Below are 21,405 nucleotides of genomic sequence, written 5' to 3'. Positions count from 1 at the left end.
CAGAAAGCGAGCGCCGCCATGGGTTTCCTGCTCTTCCTGCTGTTCTTTCTCTCCCTCGCCCTGCTGTCCGCCCTCGGGCTGGCCGCCGACAGTCGTGACTCGGCGGACTGGAAGCCCTCCGAGGGGGGCCACAGGTGGCGGTCACGCCACTGCTGAACCGGAATGTTCCTCTTGTCCGGTAAATCTCTAGGCGGGGTTGCCCTGAAACGGGCGGCCCCGCCGACGGCGAACCCGGGGCGTACGGCAGGCTATGGTCATGGCTGACGGCTCCTGGTACGACGCCGACATCGACCACGTGATCATCTCCGAGGCGCAGATCCGCGAGAAGACCGCTGAGCTGGCCAAACAGGTCTCCGCGGACTACGCGCACGTCTCCGACGGGCTGCTGCTCGTCTGCGTACTCAAGGGCGCGGTCATGTTCATGGCCGACTTCGCCCGGGCGTTGGGCCGGCACGGCCCCCCGGCCGAGCTGGACTTCATGGCCATCTCCTCGTACGGGCAGGGCACCACCTCCTCGGGAGTGGTCCGGATCCTCAAGGACCTCGACCGGGACATCGCCGGTCGGCATGTCGTCGTCGTGGAGGACATCGTCGACTCCGGGCTGACCCTGTCCTGGTTGCTGCGTTACCTGGAATCGCGGTCGGCCGCGAGCGTCGAGGTGGTCGCGCTGTTCCGTAAGCCGGACGCGGTGAAGGTGACGGTGCCGGTCAGGTACGTCGGCTTCGACATCCCGACCGAGTTCGTCGTCGGGTACGGCCTCGACTTCGGTGAGCGCTACCGGGAGCTGCCGTACGTGGGGGTGCTCAAGCCGGAGGTCTACGCCCGCTCCTGACCGGCCGGACACCCGGCACGTCGGCACCTCCCGCCCGGCGTACAGCCGCCTTTCAGCTGATCGGACTACCGTTGACGACGGTGACCCGGAGATCCGACTCCGGGCCACGCCGGCTGACATCCGGTTCGCCGTACGCGTAAGTGCTGGGCTCGCCAGCTCATATCGGTCTCGCACGGTGTACCGTCGAATGACCGTGGCGCGGCAATCGCGCCCCGGGGTCGAGGCCGGCCCGCACGGCGGCTCCGGCAGCCGCCCAGGCGGCGACACCCACAGTCGGTCAGGACGTCGATCAGGAGGATGCGGGCGTCTCGGCGCTCGACAACAGCATGGAACGTACGCGTTTCTTCCGCCGACCGGTGTTCTGGGTCATCCTGGTCATCCTCGGCGCCGTCGTGCTCAGTCAGTTGTTCACCGGTGGACCCAGCTACCACCGGGTGGACACGTCCGTCGCGCTCGACCAGCTCAACAAGGGCGGCATCGAGAAGGTCGTCTTCCAGGACAAGGAACAGACGATCCAGCTCGAGCTGGCCGAGGAGACCGAGTTCGGCGACACCACCACGAAGCTGATCGAGGCTCAGTTCCCTTACGAGGTCGGCGACGAGGTCTGGAACCAGGTCCTCGACGCCAAGGCCAACAACCGGGTCACCGGGCCGGCCGACACCGAGGTGTCGTCCGACAGCATCTGGGTCAGCCTGCTGGTCAACCTGCTTCCCATCGTGCTGCTCGTGCTGCTGCTGCTGTTCTTCATGTCGCAGATGCAGGGCGGCGGCTCCCGGGTGCTCAACTTCGGCAAGTCCAAGGCGAAGATGATCACCAAGGACACGCCGAAGACGACGTTCGCCGACGTGGCGGGCTCCGAGGAGGCTGTCGAGGAGCTGCACGAGATCAAGGACTTCCTGCAGAACCCGGCGAAGTACCAGGCACTCGGTGCGAAGATCCCGAAGGGCGTGCTGCTCTTCGGCCCGCCCGGCACCGGTAAGACGCTGCTCGCCCGAGCGGTGGCCGGCGAGGCCGGGGTGCCGTTCTACTCGATCTCCGGCTCGGACTTCGTGGAGATGTTCGTCGGTGTCGGCGCCAGCCGGGTCCGTGACCTGTTCGAGCAGGCCAAGGCGAACGCGCCCGCGATCGTCTTCGTCGACGAGATCGACGCGGTCGGCCGGCACCGTGGCGCCGGCATGGGCGGTGGCCACGACGAGCGCGAGCAGACGCTGAACCAGCTCCTGGTCGAGATGGACGGCTTCGACGTCAAGGGTGGCGTGATCCTGATCGCCGCCACCAACCGGCCGGACATCCTCGACCCGGCGCTGCTGCGACCGGGCCGGTTCGACCGGCAGATCCCGGTCGACGCCCCCGACATGGAGGGCCGCAAGGCCATCCTGCGGGTACACGCCAAGGGCAAGCCGTTCACGCCCGACGTCGACCTCGACTCGGTGGCCAAGCGGACGCCGGGCTTCAGCGGTGCCGACCTCGCCAACGTGATCAACGAGGCGGCCCTGCTGACCGCCCGCAAGGACCAGCGGGCCATCTCCAACGACTCGCTCGAGGAGTCGATCGACCGCGTGATCGCCGGTCCGCAGCGGCGTACCCGGGTGATGAGCGACCAGGAGAAGAAGATCACCGCGTACCACGAGGGTGGGCACGCACTTGTCGCCTGGGCACTGCCGCACGCCGCACCGGTGCACAAGGTGACCATCCTGTCCCGGGGTCGCTCCCTGGGCCACACCCTGGTGCTGCCCACGGAGGACAAGTACACCCAGACCCGCGCCGAAATGGTCGACACCCTGGCGTACGCGCTGGGCGGGCGGGCCGCCGAGGAACTCGTCTTCCACGAGCCCACCACCGGTGCCGGCAACGACATCGAGAAGGCCACCGCACTGGCCCGCGCGATGATCACCCAGTACGGCATGAGCTCCAAGCTCGGTGCGATCAAGTACGGCACCAGCGGCGACGAGCCGTTCCTCGGCCGCAACATGGGCCACGAGCGGGACTACTCCGACGCCGTCGCCGCCGAGATCGACGGCGAGATGCGGGCCCTGATCGAGCTGGCCCACGACGAGGCCTGGGAGATCCTGGTCGAGTACCGGGACGTCCTGGACAACATCGTGCTCGAGCTGATGGAGAAGGAGACCCTCTCCACCGCCGACATGGCCCGGATCTGCGCCCGGGTGGTCAAGCGCCCGCCGATGGCACCGTACAACGGCTTCGGCAAGCGCCAGCCCTCCACCGAGCCGCCCGTGCTCACCCCGGCCGAGAAGGACGCGCTCAAGGTGCAGGCCGAGGCCGACGGCGCGGAGGCGACGGTGGGTGGCGTCAGCTCGAACAACTCCTCGGACGGTTCGCACTGAGTACCGACGACCCGGCGGCCAGTTCCCCACAGCGGGGACTGGCCGCCTCCGCCACCGAACCCGACAGCGACGGCCTCGACTACATCGCCGCCCGGTTGATCAACGGTCGCCTGACCGGTCGTCCGGTCGAGGACACCATGGACCTCGGCCGGATCGAGAAGGCGGTCCGCGAGATCCTCATCGCGGTCGGGGAGAATCCGGACCGCGACGGCCTCCAGCAGACCCCGGCCCGGGTCGCCCGGGCGTACGCGGAACTCTTCGCCGGCCTGCGCGTCGACCCGGCCACGGTGCTCACCACCACCTTCGAGGCCAACCACGAGGAACTGGTGCTGGTCCGGGACATCGACGTGATGAGCCTCTGCGAGCATCATCTGCTGCCGTTCCGGGGCAGTGCCCACATCGGCTACATCCCCGGTCCCGACGGCCGGATCACCGGGCTGTCCAAGCTGGCCCGGCTGGTCGAGGTCTTCGCCCGGCGACCCCAGGTGCAGGAGCGGCTCACCTCGCAGATCGCGGACCTGCTGATGACGCGGCTGGAGCCGCGCGGGGTGATCGTCGTGCTCGAGTGCGAACACATGTGCATGGCGATGCGGGGCATCCAGAAGTCCGGTGCCAAGACGATCACGTCCGCGGTGCGTGGCACCCTGCAACACGACGCCAAGTCCCGGGCCGAGGCGATGGCTCTGATCATCCCTCGCTGACCGCCTGGCGGTCAGGACGACAGCATCCCCAGCACGATCCCCGCGTTGACCACCACGGCCGGGACCAGGCAGGCCAGCGCGCCGAACCGTGGCGTGCGGTCCACCCGCTCTCCCGGACCGGGCGGAAAGCAGCGGCCCACCGCGAGCCAGCCCAGGCCGAACGCGACCGCCGGTGCCGGCAGCGCCACCAGCACCGCCAACGCGGTCACCGCGCCGGTACCGGCCAGCAGGTACACCACCACCAGCAACACCGGAACGAACAGCCCCAGCGGCCCGTACACCAGCAGATTGCGCGCGCGGGCCGGCCAGTGCGCCACCCGGGACAGGCCACGGGCGGTGAGCGTGTCGTCCGCGCCGACAGCCCACCGGCGGGCGTCCCGCAGGGCGGTCAACACGGCCGCCGGACCACCGCTCATCGACCGGCTCGCCTCGACCAGTTCCGGCGGGGTCGGCGCCAGCGAGATCGGCGGCACCTCCAGCTCACGCAGCCGACTCTCCTGCGACGCCAGCCGGGTGCGTACCCCGGACAGCTCCTCCCGGGCGGCCTGGACCGCGCGGGCCTGCTCACCCGCGGCGGTCGCCGCGCCCCGACGTACCCCGTCGAGCTGCCGGGCCGCGGCCAGGTAGTCGGCCCACGCGGCCCGCACCGGATCCCCCGGCGCGCCGGCAGCCCGCTGTCGAACCGGCCCGGCGGCAGTGGTCGGCGAGTGATCGAGAGTCATCCGGGTTCCCCCTGCACGCTGCCGGGCGCCTCGTACGGAACCAGCACCACACCGCGCTCCGTCGGCCCGTCCCAGAGCACCACCCGGTCGGGCCGGGGTCGCCACTCCACCGGACGACCGAAGACCGGAGTGAGCTGCGCCCCCGGCACACCCGCCACCGCCACAGCGGTCAGCTTGTCCACCGTCTCGTCCGGCTCGACAAGCGTCGCGAACGACGGCACCGTACGCCACCAGCCGAGCAGGTGCTGCCCGGCCGGTGGTCCGTCACGCAGCAGAGCCCGCAGTCGAGCCGGCGGCAGCTGCTCGGCCGGTGCCACGTCCAGCCCGAAGACGACCAGGTACGCCGGCTCGCCAGCGTCCGCCACGGCGACCAGCCCGGCGAGGTCCACCCGGTCGACCTGGTGGCGCTCGGCCAACTCCGTGACCAGAGTGTCCGCCAGCTGTGCCGCCTCGGCGTCCGCCACGGCGACCACGAACCGCGCCGTACCGGCCGGATGATGGGCCGCGGTGGTGTGGGCGGCCGTCGCCAGCAGGCGACACGCGGCAGGTCGTGGACCGAGAACCGCGAGGTTGCGCCCCGCCGCCGGTCCGAACGACACCGTTGCGGTGCTACGCGCGACATCCACCACCCGCCCGAGCAACGCGGCCGGCGCCGTCGACTGCCCCGCGACGGCCGCCCGATAGCGGGGATCGTTGGTCAGCAGCGGACGCGCGTACCCGGCGAAGACGACGGGCGGCGTCGCGTTCGGCGGGCGGGCCGACCAGAGGCGGTGGCGCAGCCCGGTGACCGCCTCCGGCTCGTCTGCCGGGTCGGGGAACCGGACCATCCGCTCATGACCTCGGATCGCTCCCCGTGGGCCGCCGAGCCCGCCCGCGGTGTTGACCACCGCGCTGCCCACCGGCAGACCGGCCGCGGCGTCGTTCGTGGGTGCCAGCACCGCCCCGCCGCCGGGCAGCGCCACCCGCACCGGGAACTGGCCCGGTAGGGAGTCCCGCTGCCCGCCGTCGGAACGGGTGCCCAGGCCCAGGTCACCCTCGCCGGCCAGCACCAGATGAACACCGTACGCCCGCCCGGTCCTCGCCAGTGCGTCCAGCCGGGCGGCCACCTCGGCGGAGAGCCGGTCCCGTTCGGTGAGAAGCACCTGCAGGTTCTCCAGCACACAGACGACCCGGGGAAGCGGGCGATGTTTCCGCAACTCGGCGAAGCGCTGCCCACCCGCGCGGGTGGACGCCTCGGCGCGCCGCTGCACCTCCGCAGTCAACTGGTCCAACAGATCCAGCACGTACTCCCGGTCGGCGGCCATCGCGGCCGCCCGGACCTGCGGGATCCAGGACCTGTCCCGCTCGGTCTGCAGGAACTCCGCAAAGGACTCACCGGCACCGAGGTCCACCAGGTACAGCGACAGCTCCCCCGGGCCGTACCGCGCGACGAGTCCGAGCAGCGCCGTGGTCAGGAAGGTGGACCGGCAGCCCCGTGACCGGCCGCTCACCAACCAGTGCGGGGTCAGTTCGGTGAAGCCGAGCGAGACCGGTCGCCCACCCGCGTCGCCGACGGTTGTGGTCAGCCCGTCCGTTCCGGCCGCCTGCCCCAGCTCGTCCGTCGGTGGCAGCAGGTGCGACAGGGCGAGCCGGCTGCCGGCCTCGACCTGGGCGGCGATCCGCCGGCACACGGTGTCGACCAACCCGGTCGGCGGATCCGGGTCGACGAAGACCGGTGAGTTCAGACCTCCGTCGGTGCCGGCGAACGCCGCACCCGGCGGATTACCGAGCAGCGCGTAGGCCGTCCGCATCGCCAGCGGCGTAGCCCTCGGCAGCGCGGGTCGGCCGGCCGCCGGCCACCCCGCCACCACCAGGTGCAATCCGGCTGCCGGTCCCTGCTCGGCGAGTGCCTCGATCCGCGCCAGGTCACCCGGCAGGTGCGCTTCCGGCAGCGCGGCCAGCACCAGCAGCAAGGAACGGTCGTGCCGGCGAGGACCGGAGGCGTCCGGCGCCACCCACCGCTCCGCCTCCGCCAGCACGGCCCGCAGCCCGTCGACGTCGGTGGCCGGCGGGGCCAGCACCCCGGCGTCGCCGAGCGCCGCGAACGGTGCCAGCGCGACACCCGTCGCGTCCACCGCCCGTACCAGCAGTGCCCCCGCCGGTGTCGCCGCCAGCAGGCGCAGCAGTACGGCCCGCAGCAGCCCGGCGACCCGTGGGTCGTGCGCGTCGGTGTCCGTCGCGAGGTGTCCGCTGCCGAACATCGGCACCAGCGCCGGGAAACGTGCGTCGTCCAGCGGCGCGGCGGTGCCCACCCGGACGAACGGTGGGGGCCCCTCCCCGGCGGGGTGGCCCGGAGCGACCGCGTCCAACGCGGCCCCGGCCCAACCCGGGGCGAGGATGCTCGCCGCGTCCCGCAGCCGCTCGGCCAACGCGTACTGACGGCGCTGGTCAGCCGGGACGGGACGGGTCTCGTCGAGGATCGTCGTCGCCGCCGCGACCGTCGCAGCGGCCCGGCGGTGCAGCGCGGCGGCGCGGAGCGTCCGTGCCTTCGGACCGCCCACCGTGTCCACCCCCTCCGCCCGAGGTCGGCACCCACTCGCCGGGCAGAAGTGACGGTATCCCAGCCAGGGCCTCACCTCCGGGATGCGGGGCGGTGCTGCGCCGTTGTTGTCATGGATCTCACCCATCGGCAGTGTTCGGTCACGATCTGCCAAATCTTGGGCATTGGGTCCTGGGCCGCCACCGGATAGCCTCAGAGGGTGGAATCAGTGCCGCCCTCCGCCGGTTCCCAGGTCTCCCGCGTACCGGCGCAGAGGACCCCGCCGGAGGAGCTGGCACCGCCTGCGGTCGCGCCGGCGCCGCGCCAGTCCCGGCGCCGCCTGCGTACGGTGCTGACCGTGGTTGCGGGGGTGGTCGCGGCGCTCTGCCTGACCGGCGGGGTGGTCGGCTACTTCGTCTACGACCGAGCCACCACTCCCGACCGCAGCGCCCCAGATGTGGTGGTGGACAACTACCTGCGTGCGTTCCTGGTCGACCGCAATGACGTGCGCGCATCGATCTTCACCTGCGAGGGCAGTACCGATCTGGATCAGCTGCACAGGCTTAGGGACGACTTAGCGGCCCGAGAGGTGCGATTCGGAACGACAATGTCGACCGTTTGGGGGGAGCTCCAAGTGGATCGAGATGGAGACAAAGCCGAGGTGCGCGTAAATCTGACCTTTGCGGCACAGGTCGACGGGATCCGACAGAGCGACCGGCAGGCATGGACGTTCACCACGCGGCTGAACGAGGACTGGCGGGTCTGCTCAGCGACAGCCAGCTGACCTCACTCCACCCACAACATGTGGACCGGTACCTCCAGGGTGGTCGGTGACTGGCCGCGCCAGGCCCAGCGGTACCACTCCATCTCGGGAGTCACCCGCACACAGATGTCACCCTCGGCACCCGAGTAGGTCTCGGTGACGGCGCGTAGATCGCGGTGCTCGACGGCGCCGACCACGTGCACGACCCGTCGCCCGGTGACCGAGTCCGCCTCGAAGACCGGCGTCGGTGCTGGGTGGGCCGGTGCGTCCAACGAGACGAGCCGCAGGCCGCCCTCCGTCGTCGGCGTGGTCGCCGGGCCGACCGTCTCGACCCAGACCCGTTCGACGGGCACCAGCGGGGCGAAGACCTCGACCTGGTCGGACTCGGCGCGGTACCACTCGTGTTCCGGGATGACCGGGACGTAGGTGCGGCTGTTCTGCACGACCCGTTCGTCGGCCCGCAGGTCGGCCCGCCAGCCCACACCGGGCAGTCCGACGAGCACGCGCCGCCCGCGTAGTTCGACGCTTCCCGCAGCGGGGACGATCTCGATCGGACGGGGCGGCTGGGGAGCCCAGTCGGGCTGGTCGGCGAACGGGTCCGGAAGCGGTTCGGTCATGGCGGCCCCTGGTTCACCCGGCGCCTTTCAACGGCGCGCCCTTGGACCGCATGAACGGGACCGGGTCGATGGCGCCCCGGCTGCTGCGATCGCCGTCGACGTGCACCTCGAAGTGCAGGTGCGGTCCGGAGGAGTTGCCGCTGCTGCCGACATCGCCGATCACGTCACCGGCCTGCACCGTGTCGCCCACGGCGACCAGGGGACGATCCACCAGATGACAGTAGCGGGTGACGATTCCCTGGGCGTGCAGCACGTCGACGAACCAACCGCAGCCACCCTTGCCGGGCCAGCCGTCCTCGTCGCAGCTGAGCCGTCCTCTCCGGTCGGGGTCGCAGCGGGAGACCAACACTCGGCCGGTCGCCGCGACCCTGATATCGGTGCCCTTCGGCGCGGCGATGTCCACACCGTTGTGTCCCGGCCGACTGGCGGTCCGGAATCCGGAGCCGACTCCCCCCGGAATCGGTGCGGTCCAGCCGGAGGCGGCGATCTCACCACCTGCCGCGGCGTCACACACCTCCTGCCCGGCGATCAGCGCGGTTCGAGCCGCGCCACCGGCCAGCGCGTCCACGATCCGGGCGGCCAGTTCCTCGTGTTTGGCGTACGCGTCCGGGAAGGCGCTGATCTGGACCCGCTGGGCGGCCACGGTAAGTGAGAGTTTCTCCCAGTCGGGTAGGTCGAGCAGTTTCTCGTAGAATTTGCGGGACGCGTACTCGGGATCCATCCGCTGGGCGACCGTGCCCCACGAGGCCCGTTGCTGGAAGAGACCGAGGGAGTCGTGGTCGGCCCCGATCCCCTCGTTCGGAATGTCCCGCGACTCGCCGACCGTGCTGTTGGCCAGGTTCAGCAGCCGGGACTCCTGCATGGCGGTCGCCACGGCGATCACCCAGCCCCGCGGTGGCACCCGCATCTCCTGGCCGACCTTGATGATCACTGCCGCGTTCCGCAGCTGGCGTTCCCCGTACTCGGCGAAGCGCGGCATCTTGCCGGTGACGTCCACCTCGAAGTCGCCGGTGCACTCCATGCTGGCCGGGCTCAGCTGTTCGGCGGCGTCGCCACCCAGCTCGGTGAGGAAGAAGGCACCGGCGCCTCCGGTGCAACAGAGCAGCACCAGCGCCGCGGTGAGCGCGGCGGCCAGGGCACCGGTCCGGACCGGTCGGCGAGGACCGTGCTCACTCATTCCCGGCTCCAGTCCACCGCGTCCACCAACCATCGTCCGTCGGGGGCCAGCAGTTCGAGCCGGAGTTGCCCCTCGTCGAGGGGGATCGTCGCCTCCACGAAGGTCTCACCGCGTGGGCGCAGGGTGACCTCACCCGTGACCGCCTCGGCGGGCACGCTGGCCGGGTCGGCCCCGACGATCTTGTCGGTCAGACCGGCGGTCGAGAGCGGACGCAGCGCGTCGTGCCAATCCTCGGCGGTCTGGCCCGGGCGGCCGAGCCAGGCGGCGGCGAAGCGGGCGGCCACCACATCCGGGGCCGGCTGGCCGGGCCGGGTGACCGGGGACGGCGTCGTGGTCGTGGAGATCGCACCGTCGTCCCCGGTGGTCGGGTGCAGGGTGGTGATCGGGTCGGCCGGGCGACTGCTCAGCCCGGCCGCCGGATCGGTCGGGCCGGCAACCAACCTGGCCGTTCCCACCACCCCGAGCACCAGTACGGCGATGCCGAGTGCGGCACCCAGGCGGGACCGTAGCAACCGTCGGATGAGGAACTCGATCGCCCGACGCATGATGGTCACCGGGCCTCGGAGCGGACCCGTGGCGTCGGCTTCTCGGGAGCCCGTTCGGCCGAACCGGGACGGTAGATGACGTAGGAGGGGTTCTCGTCCGGCACGTCCGGTTCGGTCCAGGAGGCCGGCTGCCGACGCCGTGGCCTCGGGGCCACCGGGGGGGTCTTGGTGCGCTGTTCCTGGGCGGAGCTGTCGGCACCGTCCGTTCTCGGATCGTCCGGCCGCTTCGCGGCCGCCGGTGTCCCCGCCGGCATCGGATCCGGTCGAGCCTCCGGACGCACCCTCGGCTGCTCCGGCGCGACCGCCCGACGCCGTCCCACGCTTGGCTCGGCGGTGCCGCCCGGCTCGGCGACGTCGAGCCGGGCCGCGGTACGCATGTCCCGGAAGAACCGGCGGTGCCAGGAGCCCGCCGAGCTGACCGCCTCGCTGTTGTCCTTCCCGCCGAGCTGGGTGATCCGGCGGTAGGGGCGCAGCAGCAGCCAGCCGACCACCCCGCAGAGCCAGACCAGCACCACCTGGAGCCAGCCGGGGAGGGTGGCCGTGCTCATGATGAGGTCGACCGCGAAGAGGTAGATGGCGGCACCGGTGCCGAAGATCGCGATATTGAACAGCGCCGCCACCACCGCGTTGCCCAGCCGTCGCAGACCGGCGCTGGCCGGTCGGAGCAGACCGATGGTGCCGAGGATCGGCGCCGCGATCACCGCCCACCGGAAGATCAGAAAGCCGAGCAGCACCAGCAGTGACGCGGTCAGGTCGAACATCGCGAAGAGCAGGGCGGCGAGCACCGCGATGAACCCGGCGCCCACCCGGTCCATGTCCCGGACGCCCTTCAGGTACTCGTAGGCCTCCGGATCCTCCCGTTCGATCTGTGCGGCGACCGTCATCCACTGCTGCTGCTTGGCGCTGATGGTGGCCTCACGCGTCTGCGGATTGGCCCGGATCTTCTCGGTCTCCTCCCAGGACAGCGACTTGGCGTCGTAGAGCGCCGCGCCGTACTTCCTGGCGGTCTCGCTGTCGGCCGAGCCGAGCACCCCGCGCAGCCAGTTCCGGTAGAGCATCGCCTCGGCGGCCGTGTCGCTGGCCCGGACCGCCGGTGGCCGCTTGTCCGTGCAGGCGTCCGGGTTGGGCATCGCACACCGGTCCGGCGGCACGTCCTTGGCGGCCGGGCCCACCGCGTCGTGTACGACGCCGAGCGTGGAGACGAGGGCGCCGTCGGCGAGGTTCGCCGACTTGACCGGCCAGGCGGCCAGCGCGGTGACCGCCACCATCACCACCAACGCCCAGCCCGCCGTGGTCATCGCGTTGCTCATGTCGGACTGGCGCGAGCGCCAGAGCAGGTAGAGCCCGACCACGCAGAGCGTGACGATGCCGAAGACGCTGAACACCTTCTGGTAGATGGCCTTGGTGGCCTGGTCCACCAGGGGATCCGCCCAGCCCCACATGGTGCCCGGATCCCAGGCCCGTTCGCGCAGCGCGTTCGAGGCGCCGATGATCGCCGTCGCCATCATGAACTCGCCGTTGGCGATGGTGTTGGTGAACTTGTAGTCCGGATGCAGCAGGGTGGTCGCGCAGCCGGAATCGATGTCGTAGGTGCTGTAGCTGTAACCGGCGTAGCCGTAGTCGCTGTAGTAGCCCTTCGGGCCGGGAAGCTTGGAGGCCTCGGGACGGGAGGCGAACCACCCGGCGATGCCGGAATCCGGCGCGGTCGGCGTCGGGGGATTACGACACGTCGCCTCCGACTCCGCCACCTGCTGCAGTTTGGTGACGCAGGCGCGGAAGTCGACCTGCCACTCCTCGGTCGTGCAGAGTTCGGCCGCCGCGGCCTGGTACGCGGCCGGAGCCGCGTACGCCGGTGTGGCCGTGAGCCCGGGCCAACTGATCGTGGCTGCGGCGAGGACGCCGAGTGCCAGGAGGAGCGCCGTGATCCGTGCCCGGGCCCTCGCCATGTCACGCCTCCAAGTCGGGCAGCACGGTCGGCAGCACCCCTGCGGCGGCGGCGATGGCGGCGGGGGTGGTGTCGAGGTGGTCCAGCAGTCCGTCCACGTAGGAGACGTCGACCCGGACCTTCTGGACCCGGCCGTCGACGTCGCGCATCACGAACTCCCGGAAGCCGAGCCGGTTGGCCGAGGTCGCGTCGGCGGTGGAGAGCGAGGCGAGGGTGGCCTCGTAGCCGTCGTCCACCGGTACGCGTAGCAGTCGCAGCGCCTCGGAGGCGATCTCGGCGTCCTCGGCGATCCGGCCGACGAACACGGTGGAGACGAGGTTCTGTACGTCGAGACCGAGGATGTCCCGGGGGTTCTGCGAGGCGACGAGCGCGGCCAGGTTCCATTTGCGCGAGTCACGGGCGAGTCGGACGAGGAAGGATCGGCCGGAGCGCCACCCCTCCATGAAGTGCGCCTCGTCCAGGCCGACCAACTTCCGGGAGGCCATCGAGCCGCCGTAGCAGCGGCGGACCGCCAGCCGGTGCGCGGTGTGCAGCATCGGCAGGGCGAGTGCCTCCTCGGCCGACCAGTACTCGCGTTCGATCTTGAGGTCGGGCAGCCGCAGGCCGGCCATGGTGATCACGGTGAGTGCGGCGTCCGGGCCGAGCAGGCCCTCCGGCGGGCGACCGAAGAAGAGCATCGCCAGTGGCATCTCGGCGGTGTCCAGTAGCAGGTTGGCCAGTTCCCGGCCGGCGTCGTCGTCGAGCTGGCCGAGGCAGGTGACCACGTCGTCCAGAGTGGAGGTCTCCTCGGCGGGCACCTGGCGCACGGCGTGCCGGAACAGCGTGGCGGTGGAGGCCTCCCGGGCCACCTGCGGTGGCACCAGCATCATGCAGATGTCCTGTACCAGCATCCGCCGCTCGGCCCGCGCGTTGGAGACGGCGATCTCGAACTCCCGGTCGCCGGCGGCTCCGGCGGCGAACTCGCTGCGCAGCGGGGTCGGGATCAGTGAGTACGGTGCCAGCGTGCCGTGCTCGGAGCCGGTCAGGTTCAGCACCCGCGAGTAGGGACGAAGCTCCGGCATCGCGCAGAGCCGGGCCAGCGGGCCGGACGGGTCGAGCAGGGTCACCTGTACGCCACGGCGGGCGGCCAGGTAGCCCAACGCGCCGAGCAGCGTGGACTTGCCGCCGCCCGGTTCGGCCACGAAGACCGCCAGGCCGGAGCGCTCCCGCACCTCCATGGGGAAGTGCAGGTCGAGGAAGACCGGGCGACGGCAGGTGCCGGCGGTACGGCCGATCAGGTCGCCACGTCGGTCACCCACCGTGGAGGCGGCCTGCGGCAACGCCGCCGCGAGCAGGTTGACGGGCATCCTGCGCACGTAACCGGTGTTGGCGATCGGCTCACCCGGGATGAACTCGCGGGCCAGCCAGTCCTGGTTCTTCGGGTGCTGCAGGGAGATGCGCAGCTCGCGCGAGTAGAGCTGGATGAGCCGGCGGGCCCGTTCCAGGCACTCCTCCCGGGTCCGACCGCCGACCGCGATGCGGTGCCAGCCATGGGCGCGGGCCGAGTCGACCGGCAGCCCCGTGGTCATCTCGTCGCCGATGACCAGCGCGCGCTTGGCGAGTCGCTCCAGTTCGGGCGGCGCGTCGATGCCGTGTTCGGCGTAGTCCAACTGCTGTGACCGGATCATCCGGAGTCGGTGTTCGAGGTTGCGGAAGGAGTCGCCGGAGCCGAGGATGTCGACCCGGGTGGAGAGTTCCATCGGCCAGGGCAATCGCTCGTGGAAGTGCAACCAGGGTTCGTGCCGCTCGGGGATCTCCAGCGGCTCCATTCGACCGACGGCGAGCACCGCCACGTGTCGTTCCTCGCCGGTCATCCGGTGGACCAGCTTGACGGTGGAGCCGTACGGCGTGCGGTAGCGCTCGACCTGTTCGGTGAGGGCGAGCAGGTCGCCGCGTTCCCAACGACCGTCGGTGATGGGTGAGAGCGTGCCCGGGGGTGCCATGCAGAGCGCCACCGACCGGTAGAGCAGCCATTCCAGCTCGTGCGCGGTGACCCGCCGCCCCCGCATGCCGAAGGCGCCGAGCACCTCGTCGAACTGCTCGACGGTGCGGCCGAGCTTGCGCCGCTCGCCCTCGGCGACACCGCGACCGAAGGTGCGCAGCAGCCGTTCGGTGAGCGAGTCACCGAGGGAACGGCGGGCGAAGGTGACGCCGAGGTAGGTCTGGCCCTCGGCGTGATTCACCGACAGCAGGTGGCGTTGCGCGGCGACCAGGTGCTCGGCCCAGCCGGCGGTGCCGGGAACGTCGGGCAGCGGCGCGGCGGTGTTGGCGTCGATGGTGCGGGCCCATTCGTCGGCCGGGAAGGGCCGGGTGGTGCGGCGCAGGTGCAGTCGGAAGCCGGCCAGGCCGGCGTACTGCTCGGAGATCGCCGAGAGCAGCGCCTCGCGTTCCGCGTCCGGCCGGAAGGCCCAGCGCACCTCGGGCAGCCAGTACCAGGCGGTGACCGTGTTGGGGGTGAAGGTCAGGTGCCCGGCGATCTCGGTGATGGCCAACTCGACGGCCGGATCACGATCGCCGAACTTGATCCTCGGTGGTCGGACACGGACCGGCTTGACCGGCCGGTCGCGGTGGTCGACGGACCGTTGCCGGGGAGCCGGACGGTTGGCCGGCGGCGCTGACCGACGTGGCGTCTTCCCGGGCTCGTCGGTCGGTGCCGGGTCGTTGTCGGGGGCGCGGCGGTCCTCTCGGAGCGGGCGGTCGTTCCCGGTGGGCCGATCGTCGGCGGGCGGCCGGGCGGTCGGCAACCGGTCCGCCGGGGAGGGCGCCACCCGGGACGAAGCCGGCGGCGGGTTCGTGGCCGGCACCGGGCCCTCGACCAGGCGGCCGGGCGGCGTGGCCGGCGGCGTGATCGGCGTCAGGTCGGGCGGTCGCGGTGGCGCCGGTGGCGGAGCCGCCCGACGGGCTGCCGGTGCGGGCCCGACGGCGGGCGGCGGTGCGGGATGCGGCTGCTGCGGCAGGGCTCGTGCGGGGTGCCCGTTGCCTCGCTGGGCGGGACCGGGCCGGGGGTACGCGCCACCGAAGAGGTCGAGGAACGGCGAGTCGATGTCCGCACCGTCCCGGCTGGCCGGGGTCGAGTCGGCCGGAGCCGCTCGACGCTGCGGCGGGCGGGGTGCCTGGAACACCCCGACGCTGCCGTGCGCCGGGGTGGTGGCGAGTGCCGGATCCACCGTGGTCTCGTCCAGTCCGTCGGCTTCCGGGTAGTCGAACGATCGCGCACGGTTACCGTGTGGTGCGGCCGGACGTCCGGCCGGGGATCCCGGCGTGGCGGAGCGGCTCATGCGATCGCCCTGCCCGTGTCCTCGTTCGGCCCGTACGGCGTGCAGCCGGTCATGCCAGTTCCTCCCGGATCCTGATCCTGCTGCCGACCAGGCGCGGATCGCGCTGCTCGGCGGCCGGCTCCCGGGTCCGTCGCCAGTCGGTCAGCGCGGTACGGATCACCATGCGCGCCGGACGGTCCGGGTCGACGTACCGGAAGACGAACGAGGTGGTCACGATCGCGAGGGCGATCTCCCAGGCGGGGAAGAGTTCGACCCGCAGCGTGAACAGCCAGTGGATGAACATGTAGAGGGGGACGAGCAGCATGAACAGCCCGTACTGGGCGTACGGCAGGTGGACCGGAAGGGTGTAGCCGGGCGGCCCGAGATAGACCAGGCGAGCCCGGTAGATGTCGTCGTCGGTGCGCAGCCGCATCTCGTGCCCGCGTCTATTCGAAGATCAGGTTGATCAGGAAGTCGCCGATGAAGAAGAGGGTGGCGGCTCCGGCGATGAAGGCCAACCCGACGATCGCGATGGCCGAGCTGGTCAACACCTTCGAGATCTCGCCTCGGCTGGCGCGGCCGATGAAGATGACGCCCAGCACGGCGAGCAGGATCGGCGCGATCTTGCTGGCGAAGAAGGTGACGACGCCCTCGGTGTCGATCCCCTTCGGCTCCTCCGCGGCGAGCGGAATCGACGACACCAGGGTGGAGAGCAGGTGGAGGGCGCTTGTGGACGCCGTTTCCATCAGCTCGATGGCGATCACTGAAACCTCCCCAAGTCGCGGCCGGCGGCGCCGCGGTGGTGCAGTAGGCAAGCCTTGCGGGATCTGTGCTCACTGTGCGCAGTGCTCGGGACTCTGCGTACGACAACCGCCACGAAGGGTGGCGATTTTTGGGTGGGTTGTCCCGCTTCGGCCCTCCCTCCAACCGTCGCCATCTCGATGCTGGACAATTCCACAGCGTACGGGCCGCCCCTCTTTGCGACAAGCCGCGAAGATGCTGCCCGAACCGACCCGGACGACCGATCGTACACCTGTTCCAATTGCCATGTCAGGATGCTCGACCGGGGCCGTCCGTGAGGGGCGGCCGGGCCGGTACCGTCCTACTCGTGACCGATCTGGTACGGGCTCCGGCCCCGGTGGTGATGGGCGTCCTGAACGTCACGCCCGACTCGTTCTCCGACGGCGGACGCTACGCCGACGTCGACGCCGCCGTCGCACACGGCGTCCGGCTCCGTGCCGACGGCGCGGAGTTGGTGGATGTCGGTGGAGAGTCGACCCGGCCGGGTGCCGACCGGGTGGACGCGGAGACCGAGGCCGCCCGGGTGGTGCCGGTCATCCGCGAACTGGCCTCGGCGGGCGTCCCGGTCAGCATCGACACCACCCGGGCCCGGGTCGCCGTCGCGGCGCTGCAGGCCGGCGCGGCCGTGGTCAACGACGTCTCGGGAGGGCTCGCGGATCCCGACATGGCCCGGGTGGTCCGGGACGCCGGCTGTCCCTGGGTGCTGATGCACTGGCGCGGCCACTCCCGCCGGATGAGCGAGCTGGCCAACTACGGTGACGTGGTCGCCGACGTCCGTGCCGAACTCGGCCAGCGCGTGGACGCGGCCCTCGCCGCCGGGATCGAACCGAATCAGATCATCATCGATCCGGGCCTCGGCTTCGCCAAGAACGCCGCCCACAACTGGCAGCTCAGCGCCCGGCTGCCCGAGCTGATCGCCCTCGGCTACCCGGTGCTGTTCGGCGCGAGCCGCAAGTCGTACCTGGGTCAACTGCTGGCCGGCCCCGACGGCGTGCCTCGGACGACCGACGGCCGGACGGCCGCCACCGTCGCCACCAGCCTGCTCGCGGTGGCCGCCGGCGCCTGGGGGGTACGCGTGCACGACGTGCGGGCCACCGTCGACGCGCTCGCCGTCTGGCGGGCCACCGGCCGTCCCCGGTTGGCCGCTCCGTCGGCCGCCGAGGCCCCGCCCGCCGGGTCGGCGGCCGGTCAGGTCGTGTCGTCGGACGCCGCCGAGTGGTCCGCGGCCGACGGGCGGGGTCGGCGATGACCGACCGGATCGAGCTGACCGGCCTGCGGGCACGGGGCCGGCACGGGGTGTACGACTTCGAACGCGCGAACGGTCAGGAGTTCGTGGTGGACGCGGTGCTCGAACTCGATCTGGGACCGGCCGCCCGGTCCGACGACGTGCGGGACACGGTGCACTACGGCGAGTTGGCCGAGCGGCTGGTCGAAGTGGTCACCGGTGAGCCGGTCAACCTGATCGAGACCCTCGCCGATCGGCTGATCGAGGTCTGTCTGACGGATCCGCGGGTGTCCGGCGTGACGGTCACGGTGCACAAGCCCGAGGCCCCGGTGCCACACGCCTTCACCGACGTGGCCGTGACGATGCGCCGGACGCGTACCCGATGACCCGCGCCGTGCTCTCCCTGGGCAGCAACCTCGGTGACCGACTCGCCCACCTGCGCACCGCCCTGACCGTCCTCGGTGACAGCGTCCTGCTGGTCTCCGGGGTCTACGAGACCCCGCCGTGGGGCGACACCGACCAGCCGACGTACCTGAATGCCGTGCTGCTGGCCGCGGACCCGAACGCCGATCCCTACGACTGGTTGGCGCGGGCCCGGGCGGCGGAGGAGGCCGCCGGTCGGGTCCGGGACCCGGAACGGCGCTTCGGTCCCCGCACGCTCGACGTCGACGTCGTCGCGGTGTGGACCGACGACGACCGCCCGGTGGTCAGCGCCGATCCCGAGTTGACCCTGCCGCATCCCCGGGCACACCTGCGCGCCTTCGTGCTGCGGCCGTGGATCGACATCCAGCCCTACGGCCAACTGCCCGGGCACGGCTGGCTCACCGACCTGCTCACCACCGGGCCGGTCGCCGTCGAGGTGCCGGAAGTGAGCCCCCGGCCCGATCTGACGTTAGAGTCGACGGCATGAGCGAGCGCAGTGAGCGGACCATCAGGCTCAGCGCGACCGGGTCTCATGGCGGAGCGGCGTGCGGCGGGGTACCGGCATGAGCGTGTCCCCGCCACCCGACGGGTCGCGGATGGGTCCCACCCGCATCTCGACCCTGGTGGTGACCGCCCTCGCCGCCGCCGCGGTGGCCTGGCTGTTGATCAGCGGCATCTACTACGAGCGGCTGCCGCCGCTGCCCTGGTTGCCGGTGGTGACACTGGCCGGACTGGCCGTGCTGGAGGCGTACGCCGCGATCAACACCCGGGGTCGGATCGACCGCCGACCGGGGCGGGACCCGGTCAATCCGTTGATGGTGGCTCGGTTCGTCGTGCTGGCCAAGGCATCCGCACTGGTCGGTGCCATCTTCACCGGCGGGTACGCGGGGCTGACCGGTTGGTTGTTCGTGCAGCCGACGCGGGCCGCCGCCGATGACCGCCCGGCGGCCATCGCCGGCCTGCTGGCCTCGGCCGCCCTGGTGGCCGCCGCACTCTGGTTGGAGCGGGCGTGCCGGGTCCCGGAGCGGCCCGACGACGAGCATGAGCCGGACGACTGGGAGAGCCACCCGGGTCGTCGCTAGTACGACCGCCCGAGGCCTGCCCGGGTGAGCCTTCACCCGGCCGGGCACCTCGGGGGCGGACACGGCCCGCGCCGCCGGCCCCGCCCAGCAGGGGGTTCCGCCCGGCTCGGACGCGCGGGTACGGTGCCTCCGACCGAAAGGCAACGCCCGCCGCCGGTCCGCCCGTGCGTCGGTGGAGTCCGGGCGGCCGCTGGAAGGCAGGAATCATGGGGTACGACGAACCGGGCCGTGACGGACCGCCGGAGCCCGCCTCGGCCGGTCCCGCGACCGGGGCGGGGGCCGTCCTCGACGATCCCGACGCCGAGCCGGCTCGGGACCGTTTCGGCGTCTACATCGTCTGGGAGACGTTCCTGCTGCTCGGCTTCGGCGCTCTTGTCTACCTGGTGTGGCGTGAGGATTCCGCGGTGCTGCGCGGCAGCGGGTTGCGGGATCTGATCGTCGACGTGATCGGTCTGGGTCTGCTGGCCCTGGCCGTCGGGCTGACCCTGCGTACCGCCGCGGTCAACCTCGCTGTGGGCCCGGTGGCGGTCGCGGCCGGGCTGCACTTCGCCGAACAGAGTGACCGCGGGGTGCTCGGCACCGTCGGCACGGCCACCGCGGCGGCGGCGATCGGTGGGCTGCTGCTCGGCCTGGTGGTCGTGCTGCTGCACGTGCCCGGTTGGGCGGCGAGCCTCGGTGGTGCCGCCGGCGTCATCGTCTACATCGAGCAGCGCTCCGCGCCGGTGCTGGTGCAGGGCGATTACGACCCGCGGGGCACCGCCGGACAACTCTTCGTCGGCTTCGCCGCGATCGCGGTGTTCGGTGGGCTCCTCGGAGCGGTGAGCCCGATCCGCCGGCTGGTCGGTCGGTTCCGTCCGATCGTCGACCCGGCCCGTCGGCGGGGTACGGCTGCCGCTGTGGTGGCCACCACCGGGTACGTCTGCTCCACCGTGCTCGCGACGCTCGCCGGAGTACTGATCGCCTCGATGGAGGGGGCGGTGACGCCGGCGGCGGGACTGGACTGGACGGTGCTGGCGGTGGGCGCGACGCTGCTCGCCGGCACCAGTGCGTTCGGGTTGCGTGGAGGGGTCTTCGGCACGCTGGTGACGGCCGGTGCGATCGGGCTGTTCCTGGCGTACGCGCAGGCCCGTGGCTGGACGGTCAGCCGGTGGACGGTCGGCGGCGTGGCGCTGGCCGGCGGGCTCGTCGTCACCCGCCTGGTGGAGACGTACGGACGTCCGGCGCCGGTGCTCGGGGCACTGCCCCCGCCGCCGCCGGAGCCGGCCGCCGAGGGCGGGTGGAGTGTGACGCAGCCGCAGCCGGTCGGTGACTGGCCGCCGGTGCTGCCGGCCCAACCCCCCGTCGGCAGCACCGACCCGTGGGGAGCCCGGCGCTGGGAGACCGGTTCGCGTACCTGGGAGACCGACGATCGGTGACCGGTCGGCAGCTTGTCGGCGCGCCGAGAGTGATCTCGACGGTTAGGCTCGGCACATGACCGACACATCATCGATCTCCGGCGGCCGGTCGTTCGAGGAGTTGGACGTCCTCTCCACCGAGGAACTGCGTGAACGGGCGTTCACCCTCGCCCGGGAGCGCCGGGACGTACGGTTCTTCTGGTCGGTGCTGCGGCACCTGCCGAACGCGGACGAGGCGGCCGCGCTGGACGGTGCGCCGAACTCGGTAGGGCCGACGGTCGACGAGGCGGTGGCCCTCTGGCGCGAGATGACCGGGCACGGCTACGAGGAGTCCGCGCCGCTGCTGCGCGCCGCGTTCATCGACTACCTGATGAAGCACTAGCGGGCCAAACGCGCGTACCACCATAAATGACGCCTCGCGTTTGCCTGCGTCGATCCGCTGGGAAATAGCGGGGCCATGGCTCTCACCAATCGATACAAGTCCGCACCGGGCGCTGGCACGCTCGCCGCGCTCATTCTGGTCCTCGTCTTCGGTAGCCCCTGGTACGTCGACTGGGCCAGGGACAACACCGATGCCGACAGTGCCGGCGGGTGGTTTCTGAGACTGCTCGCCTGGCCGGCCTGGCGATTCGACTCCGACGACTCGATCCAGGAGATCTTCGCCGATGACCTGCGGGCGATCCTCGTGGTCGTCCTCACCTTCCTGTTCCTCTACCTGCTGCCGGGCTCCCAGCTGGCCCGGGCCCGCGGCACCATCAGTCAGTTCTTCGCCGGCTGGGCGGCGTTCGTCTTCGCCGGGGCCTTCGCGGCCCTGCTCACCACCCTGATCCGGACCAACCCGTCGCTGCTGGGCGCCTTCCAGGCGGCGGGGGACGGCGCGGAGTACGGCCTCTTCGTCGGCTGGATCATCGGCATCGCCACCCTCGGCGGCTACCGGGGCCGGCGCTGACCGGACGGCCGGGTCCGCCGCGCGCGACGGACCCGGCCGACCACTCGGGCCGGAGTCACCTGCGGCGCTC

At 71.6% G+C, this 21,405-nt stretch carries 21 protein-coding genes; 12 read left to right on the top strand and 9 right to left on the bottom strand.

Annotation, left to right across the window (positions count from 1 at the left end; translation table 11 throughout):
• Positions 1-18: 18 nt before the first annotated feature.
• The 4 genes from O7605_RS07995 to folE all read left to right on the top strand — a co-directional run bounded on the left by O7605_RS07995 (position 19) and on the right by folE (position 3,878).
• Positions 19-156: a hypothetical protein gene (locus O7605_RS07995; protein WP_269738569.1), complete on the top strand. Its 138-nt coding sequence runs from the start codon at positions 19-21 to the stop codon at positions 154-156.
• Between the two features lie 100 nt (positions 157-256).
• Positions 257-832, top strand: coding sequence for a hypoxanthine phosphoribosyltransferase (gene hpt, locus O7605_RS07990; protein WP_164448636.1), 576 nt, complete (start codon positions 257-259; stop codon positions 830-832).
• A gap of 326 nt (positions 833-1,158) precedes the next feature.
• Positions 1,159-3,177, top strand: a complete 2,019-nt coding sequence (ftsH, locus tag O7605_RS07985) for an ATP-dependent zinc metalloprotease FtsH (protein WP_269738568.1) — start codon at positions 1,159-1,161, stop codon at positions 3,175-3,177.
• A gap of 38 nt (positions 3,178-3,215) precedes the next feature.
• Positions 3,216-3,878, top strand: a complete 663-nt coding sequence (folE, locus tag O7605_RS07980) for a GTP cyclohydrolase I FolE (RefSeq protein WP_269738756.1) — start codon at positions 3,216-3,218, stop codon at positions 3,876-3,878.
• Between the two features lie 11 nt (positions 3,879-3,889).
• Here folE and O7605_RS07975 read toward each other — a convergent pair whose 3' ends face one another.
• On the bottom strand, positions 3,890-4,600 hold the full coding sequence (locus tag O7605_RS07975; protein ID WP_269738567.1) for a hypothetical protein: 711 nt from the start codon (positions 4,598-4,600) through the stop codon (positions 3,890-3,892).
• Complete coding sequence (locus O7605_RS07970; protein WP_269738755.1) at positions 4,597-7,149, bottom strand: FtsK/SpoIIIE domain-containing protein; 2,553 nt, start codon at positions 7,147-7,149, stop codon at positions 4,597-4,599. Before O7605_RS07970 ends, O7605_RS07975 begins: the two co-directional genes overlap by 4 nt.
• Before the next feature lie 198 nt (positions 7,150-7,347).
• Between O7605_RS07970 and O7605_RS07965 the strand changes: the two genes are divergently transcribed.
• Positions 7,348-7,902 carry a hypothetical protein gene (locus O7605_RS07965; protein ID WP_269738754.1) on the top strand — a complete coding sequence of 185 codons (555 nt, stop codon included), beginning with the start codon at positions 7,348-7,350 and terminating at the stop codon, positions 7,900-7,902.
• 2 nt (positions 7,903-7,904) lie between these two features.
• Here the strand turns inward: O7605_RS07965 and O7605_RS07960 are convergent, their stop codons facing one another.
• Genes O7605_RS07960 through O7605_RS07930 form a run of 7 tightly spaced genes read right to left on the bottom strand, consistent with a single transcriptional unit; the run spans position 7,905 to position 16,225 of the window.
• Positions 7,905-8,498, bottom strand: coding sequence for a hypothetical protein (locus tag O7605_RS07960; RefSeq protein WP_269738566.1), 594 nt, complete (start codon positions 8,496-8,498; stop codon positions 7,905-7,907).
• A 13-nt stretch (positions 8,499-8,511) separates the two neighbouring features.
• Positions 8,512-9,675, bottom strand: a complete 1,164-nt coding sequence (locus O7605_RS07955) for a M23 family metallopeptidase (RefSeq protein ID WP_269738565.1) — start codon at positions 9,673-9,675, stop codon at positions 8,512-8,514.
• Positions 9,672-10,229 carry a hypothetical protein gene (locus O7605_RS07950; protein WP_269738564.1) on the bottom strand — a complete coding sequence of 186 codons (558 nt, stop codon included), beginning with the start codon at positions 10,227-10,229 and terminating at the stop codon, positions 9,672-9,674. Before O7605_RS07950 ends, O7605_RS07955 begins: the two co-directional genes overlap by 4 nt.
• Positions 10,226-12,166 (bottom strand): MFS transporter, encoded by a 1,941-nt coding sequence (locus O7605_RS07945; protein WP_269738563.1) that lies wholly within the window; start codon positions 12,164-12,166, stop codon positions 10,226-10,228. The genes O7605_RS07950 and O7605_RS07945 overlap by 4 nt, the downstream gene beginning before the upstream one ends.
• A 1-nt stretch (position 12,167) precedes the next feature.
• Positions 12,168-15,482 carry an ATP-binding protein gene (locus O7605_RS07940; protein ID WP_269738562.1) on the bottom strand — a complete coding sequence of 1,105 codons (3,315 nt, stop codon included), beginning with the start codon at positions 15,480-15,482 and terminating at the stop codon, positions 12,168-12,170.
• A gap of 49 nt (positions 15,483-15,531) precedes the next feature.
• Entirely contained in the window at positions 15,532-15,894 is a 363-nt protein-coding gene (locus O7605_RS07935; protein ID WP_164448629.1) for a hypothetical protein, read from the bottom strand.
• 13 nt (positions 15,895-15,907) lie between these two features.
• Positions 15,908-16,225, bottom strand: coding sequence for a hypothetical protein (locus O7605_RS07930; RefSeq protein WP_164448628.1), 318 nt, complete (start codon positions 16,223-16,225; stop codon positions 15,908-15,910).
• 344 nt (positions 16,226-16,569) lie between these two features.
• On the opposite strand from O7605_RS07930, the gene folP reads away from it, so the two are divergent.
• The 7 genes from folP (at position 16,570) to O7605_RS07895 (ending at position 21,335) form a co-directional block, all read left to right on the top strand.
• Complete coding sequence (folP, locus tag O7605_RS07925) at positions 16,570-17,511, top strand: dihydropteroate synthase (protein ID WP_269738561.1); 942 nt, start codon at positions 16,570-16,572, stop codon at positions 17,509-17,511.
• The gene (gene folB / locus O7605_RS07920) at positions 17,508-17,873 is read left to right on the top strand and encodes a dihydroneopterin aldolase (protein ID WP_269738560.1); all 366 of its coding nucleotides are present in this window, start codon (positions 17,508-17,510) and stop codon (positions 17,871-17,873) included. Before folP ends, folB begins: the two co-directional genes overlap by 4 nt.
• On the top strand, positions 17,870-18,397 hold the full coding sequence (gene folK, locus O7605_RS07915) for a 2-amino-4-hydroxy-6-hydroxymethyldihydropteridine diphosphokinase (protein WP_269738559.1): 528 nt from the start codon (positions 17,870-17,872) through the stop codon (positions 18,395-18,397). The genes folB and folK overlap by 4 nt, the downstream gene beginning before the upstream one ends.
• Before the next feature lie 109 nt (positions 18,398-18,506).
• Positions 18,507-18,992, top strand: coding sequence for a DUF3180 domain-containing protein (locus O7605_RS07910; RefSeq protein WP_269738753.1), 486 nt, complete (start codon positions 18,507-18,509; stop codon positions 18,990-18,992).
• A 206-nt stretch (positions 18,993-19,198) separates the two neighbouring features.
• Positions 19,199-20,407: an ABC transporter permease gene (locus O7605_RS07905; RefSeq protein WP_269738558.1), complete on the top strand. Its 1,209-nt coding sequence runs from the start codon at positions 19,199-19,201 to the stop codon at positions 20,405-20,407.
• A 55-nt stretch (positions 20,408-20,462) separates the two neighbouring features.
• The gene (locus tag O7605_RS07900; protein WP_093409856.1) at positions 20,463-20,768 is read left to right on the top strand and encodes a hypothetical protein; all 306 of its coding nucleotides are present in this window, start codon (positions 20,463-20,465) and stop codon (positions 20,766-20,768) included.
• Between the two features lie 75 nt (positions 20,769-20,843).
• A complete protein-coding gene (locus O7605_RS07895; protein WP_269738557.1) occupies positions 20,844-21,335 on the top strand; it encodes a hypothetical protein in 492 nt (163 codons plus the stop codon).
• The last annotated feature ends 70 nt before the right edge of the window (positions 21,336-21,405 follow it).

Origin of the sequence: Verrucosispora sp. WMMA2121 (genome assembly GCF_027460185.1) — a bacterium.
Lineage (GTDB): Bacteria > Actinomycetota > Actinomycetes > Mycobacteriales > Micromonosporaceae > Micromonospora > Micromonospora palythoicola.
This window is presented reverse-complemented; position numbering and strand designations above follow the sequence as displayed.

Bases quoted from the DNA above. Each gene is read 5' to 3' on its own strand.
- O7605_RS07905 (WP_269738558.1), top strand. From the start codon at position 19,199: ATGGGGTACGACGAACCGGGCCGTGACGGACCGCCGGAGCCCGCCTCG.
- folB (WP_269738560.1), top strand. From the start codon at position 17,508: ATGACCGACCGGATCGAGCTGACCGGCCTGCGGGCACGGGGCCGGCAC.
- O7605_RS07935 (WP_164448629.1), bottom strand. From the start codon at position 15,894: ATGCGGCTGCGCACCGACGACGACATCTACCGGGCTCGCCTGGTCTAT.
- O7605_RS07900 (WP_093409856.1), top strand. From the start codon at position 20,463: ATGACCGACACATCATCGATCTCCGGCGGCCGGTCGTTCGAGGAGTTG.
- O7605_RS07895 (WP_269738557.1), top strand. From the start codon at position 20,844: ATGGCTCTCACCAATCGATACAAGTCCGCACCGGGCGCTGGCACGCTC.
- O7605_RS07910 (WP_269738753.1), top strand. From the start codon at position 18,507: ATGGGTCCCACCCGCATCTCGACCCTGGTGGTGACCGCCCTCGCCGCC.
- hpt (WP_164448636.1), top strand. From the start codon at position 257: ATGGCTGACGGCTCCTGGTACGACGCCGACATCGACCACGTGATCATC.
- O7605_RS07955 (WP_269738565.1), bottom strand. From the start codon at position 9,675: ATGAGTGAGCACGGTCCTCGCCGACCGGTCCGGACCGGTGCCCTGGCC.
- O7605_RS07995 (WP_269738569.1), top strand. From the start codon at position 19: ATGGGTTTCCTGCTCTTCCTGCTGTTCTTTCTCTCCCTCGCCCTGCTG.
- O7605_RS07940 (WP_269738562.1), bottom strand. From the start codon at position 15,482: ATGAGCCGCTCCGCCACGCCGGGATCCCCGGCCGGACGTCCGGCCGCA.
- O7605_RS07975 (WP_269738567.1), bottom strand. From the start codon at position 4,600: ATGACTCTCGATCACTCGCCGACCACTGCCGCCGGGCCGGTTCGACAG.
- folK (WP_269738559.1), top strand. From the start codon at position 17,870: ATGACCCGCGCCGTGCTCTCCCTGGGCAGCAACCTCGGTGACCGACTC.
- O7605_RS07960 (WP_269738566.1), bottom strand. From the start codon at position 8,498: ATGACCGAACCGCTTCCGGACCCGTTCGCCGACCAGCCCGACTGGGCT.
- ftsH (WP_269738568.1), top strand. From the start codon at position 1,159: ATGGAACGTACGCGTTTCTTCCGCCGACCGGTGTTCTGGGTCATCCTG.
- O7605_RS07945 (WP_269738563.1), bottom strand. From the start codon at position 12,166: ATGGCGAGGGCCCGGGCACGGATCACGGCGCTCCTCCTGGCACTCGGC.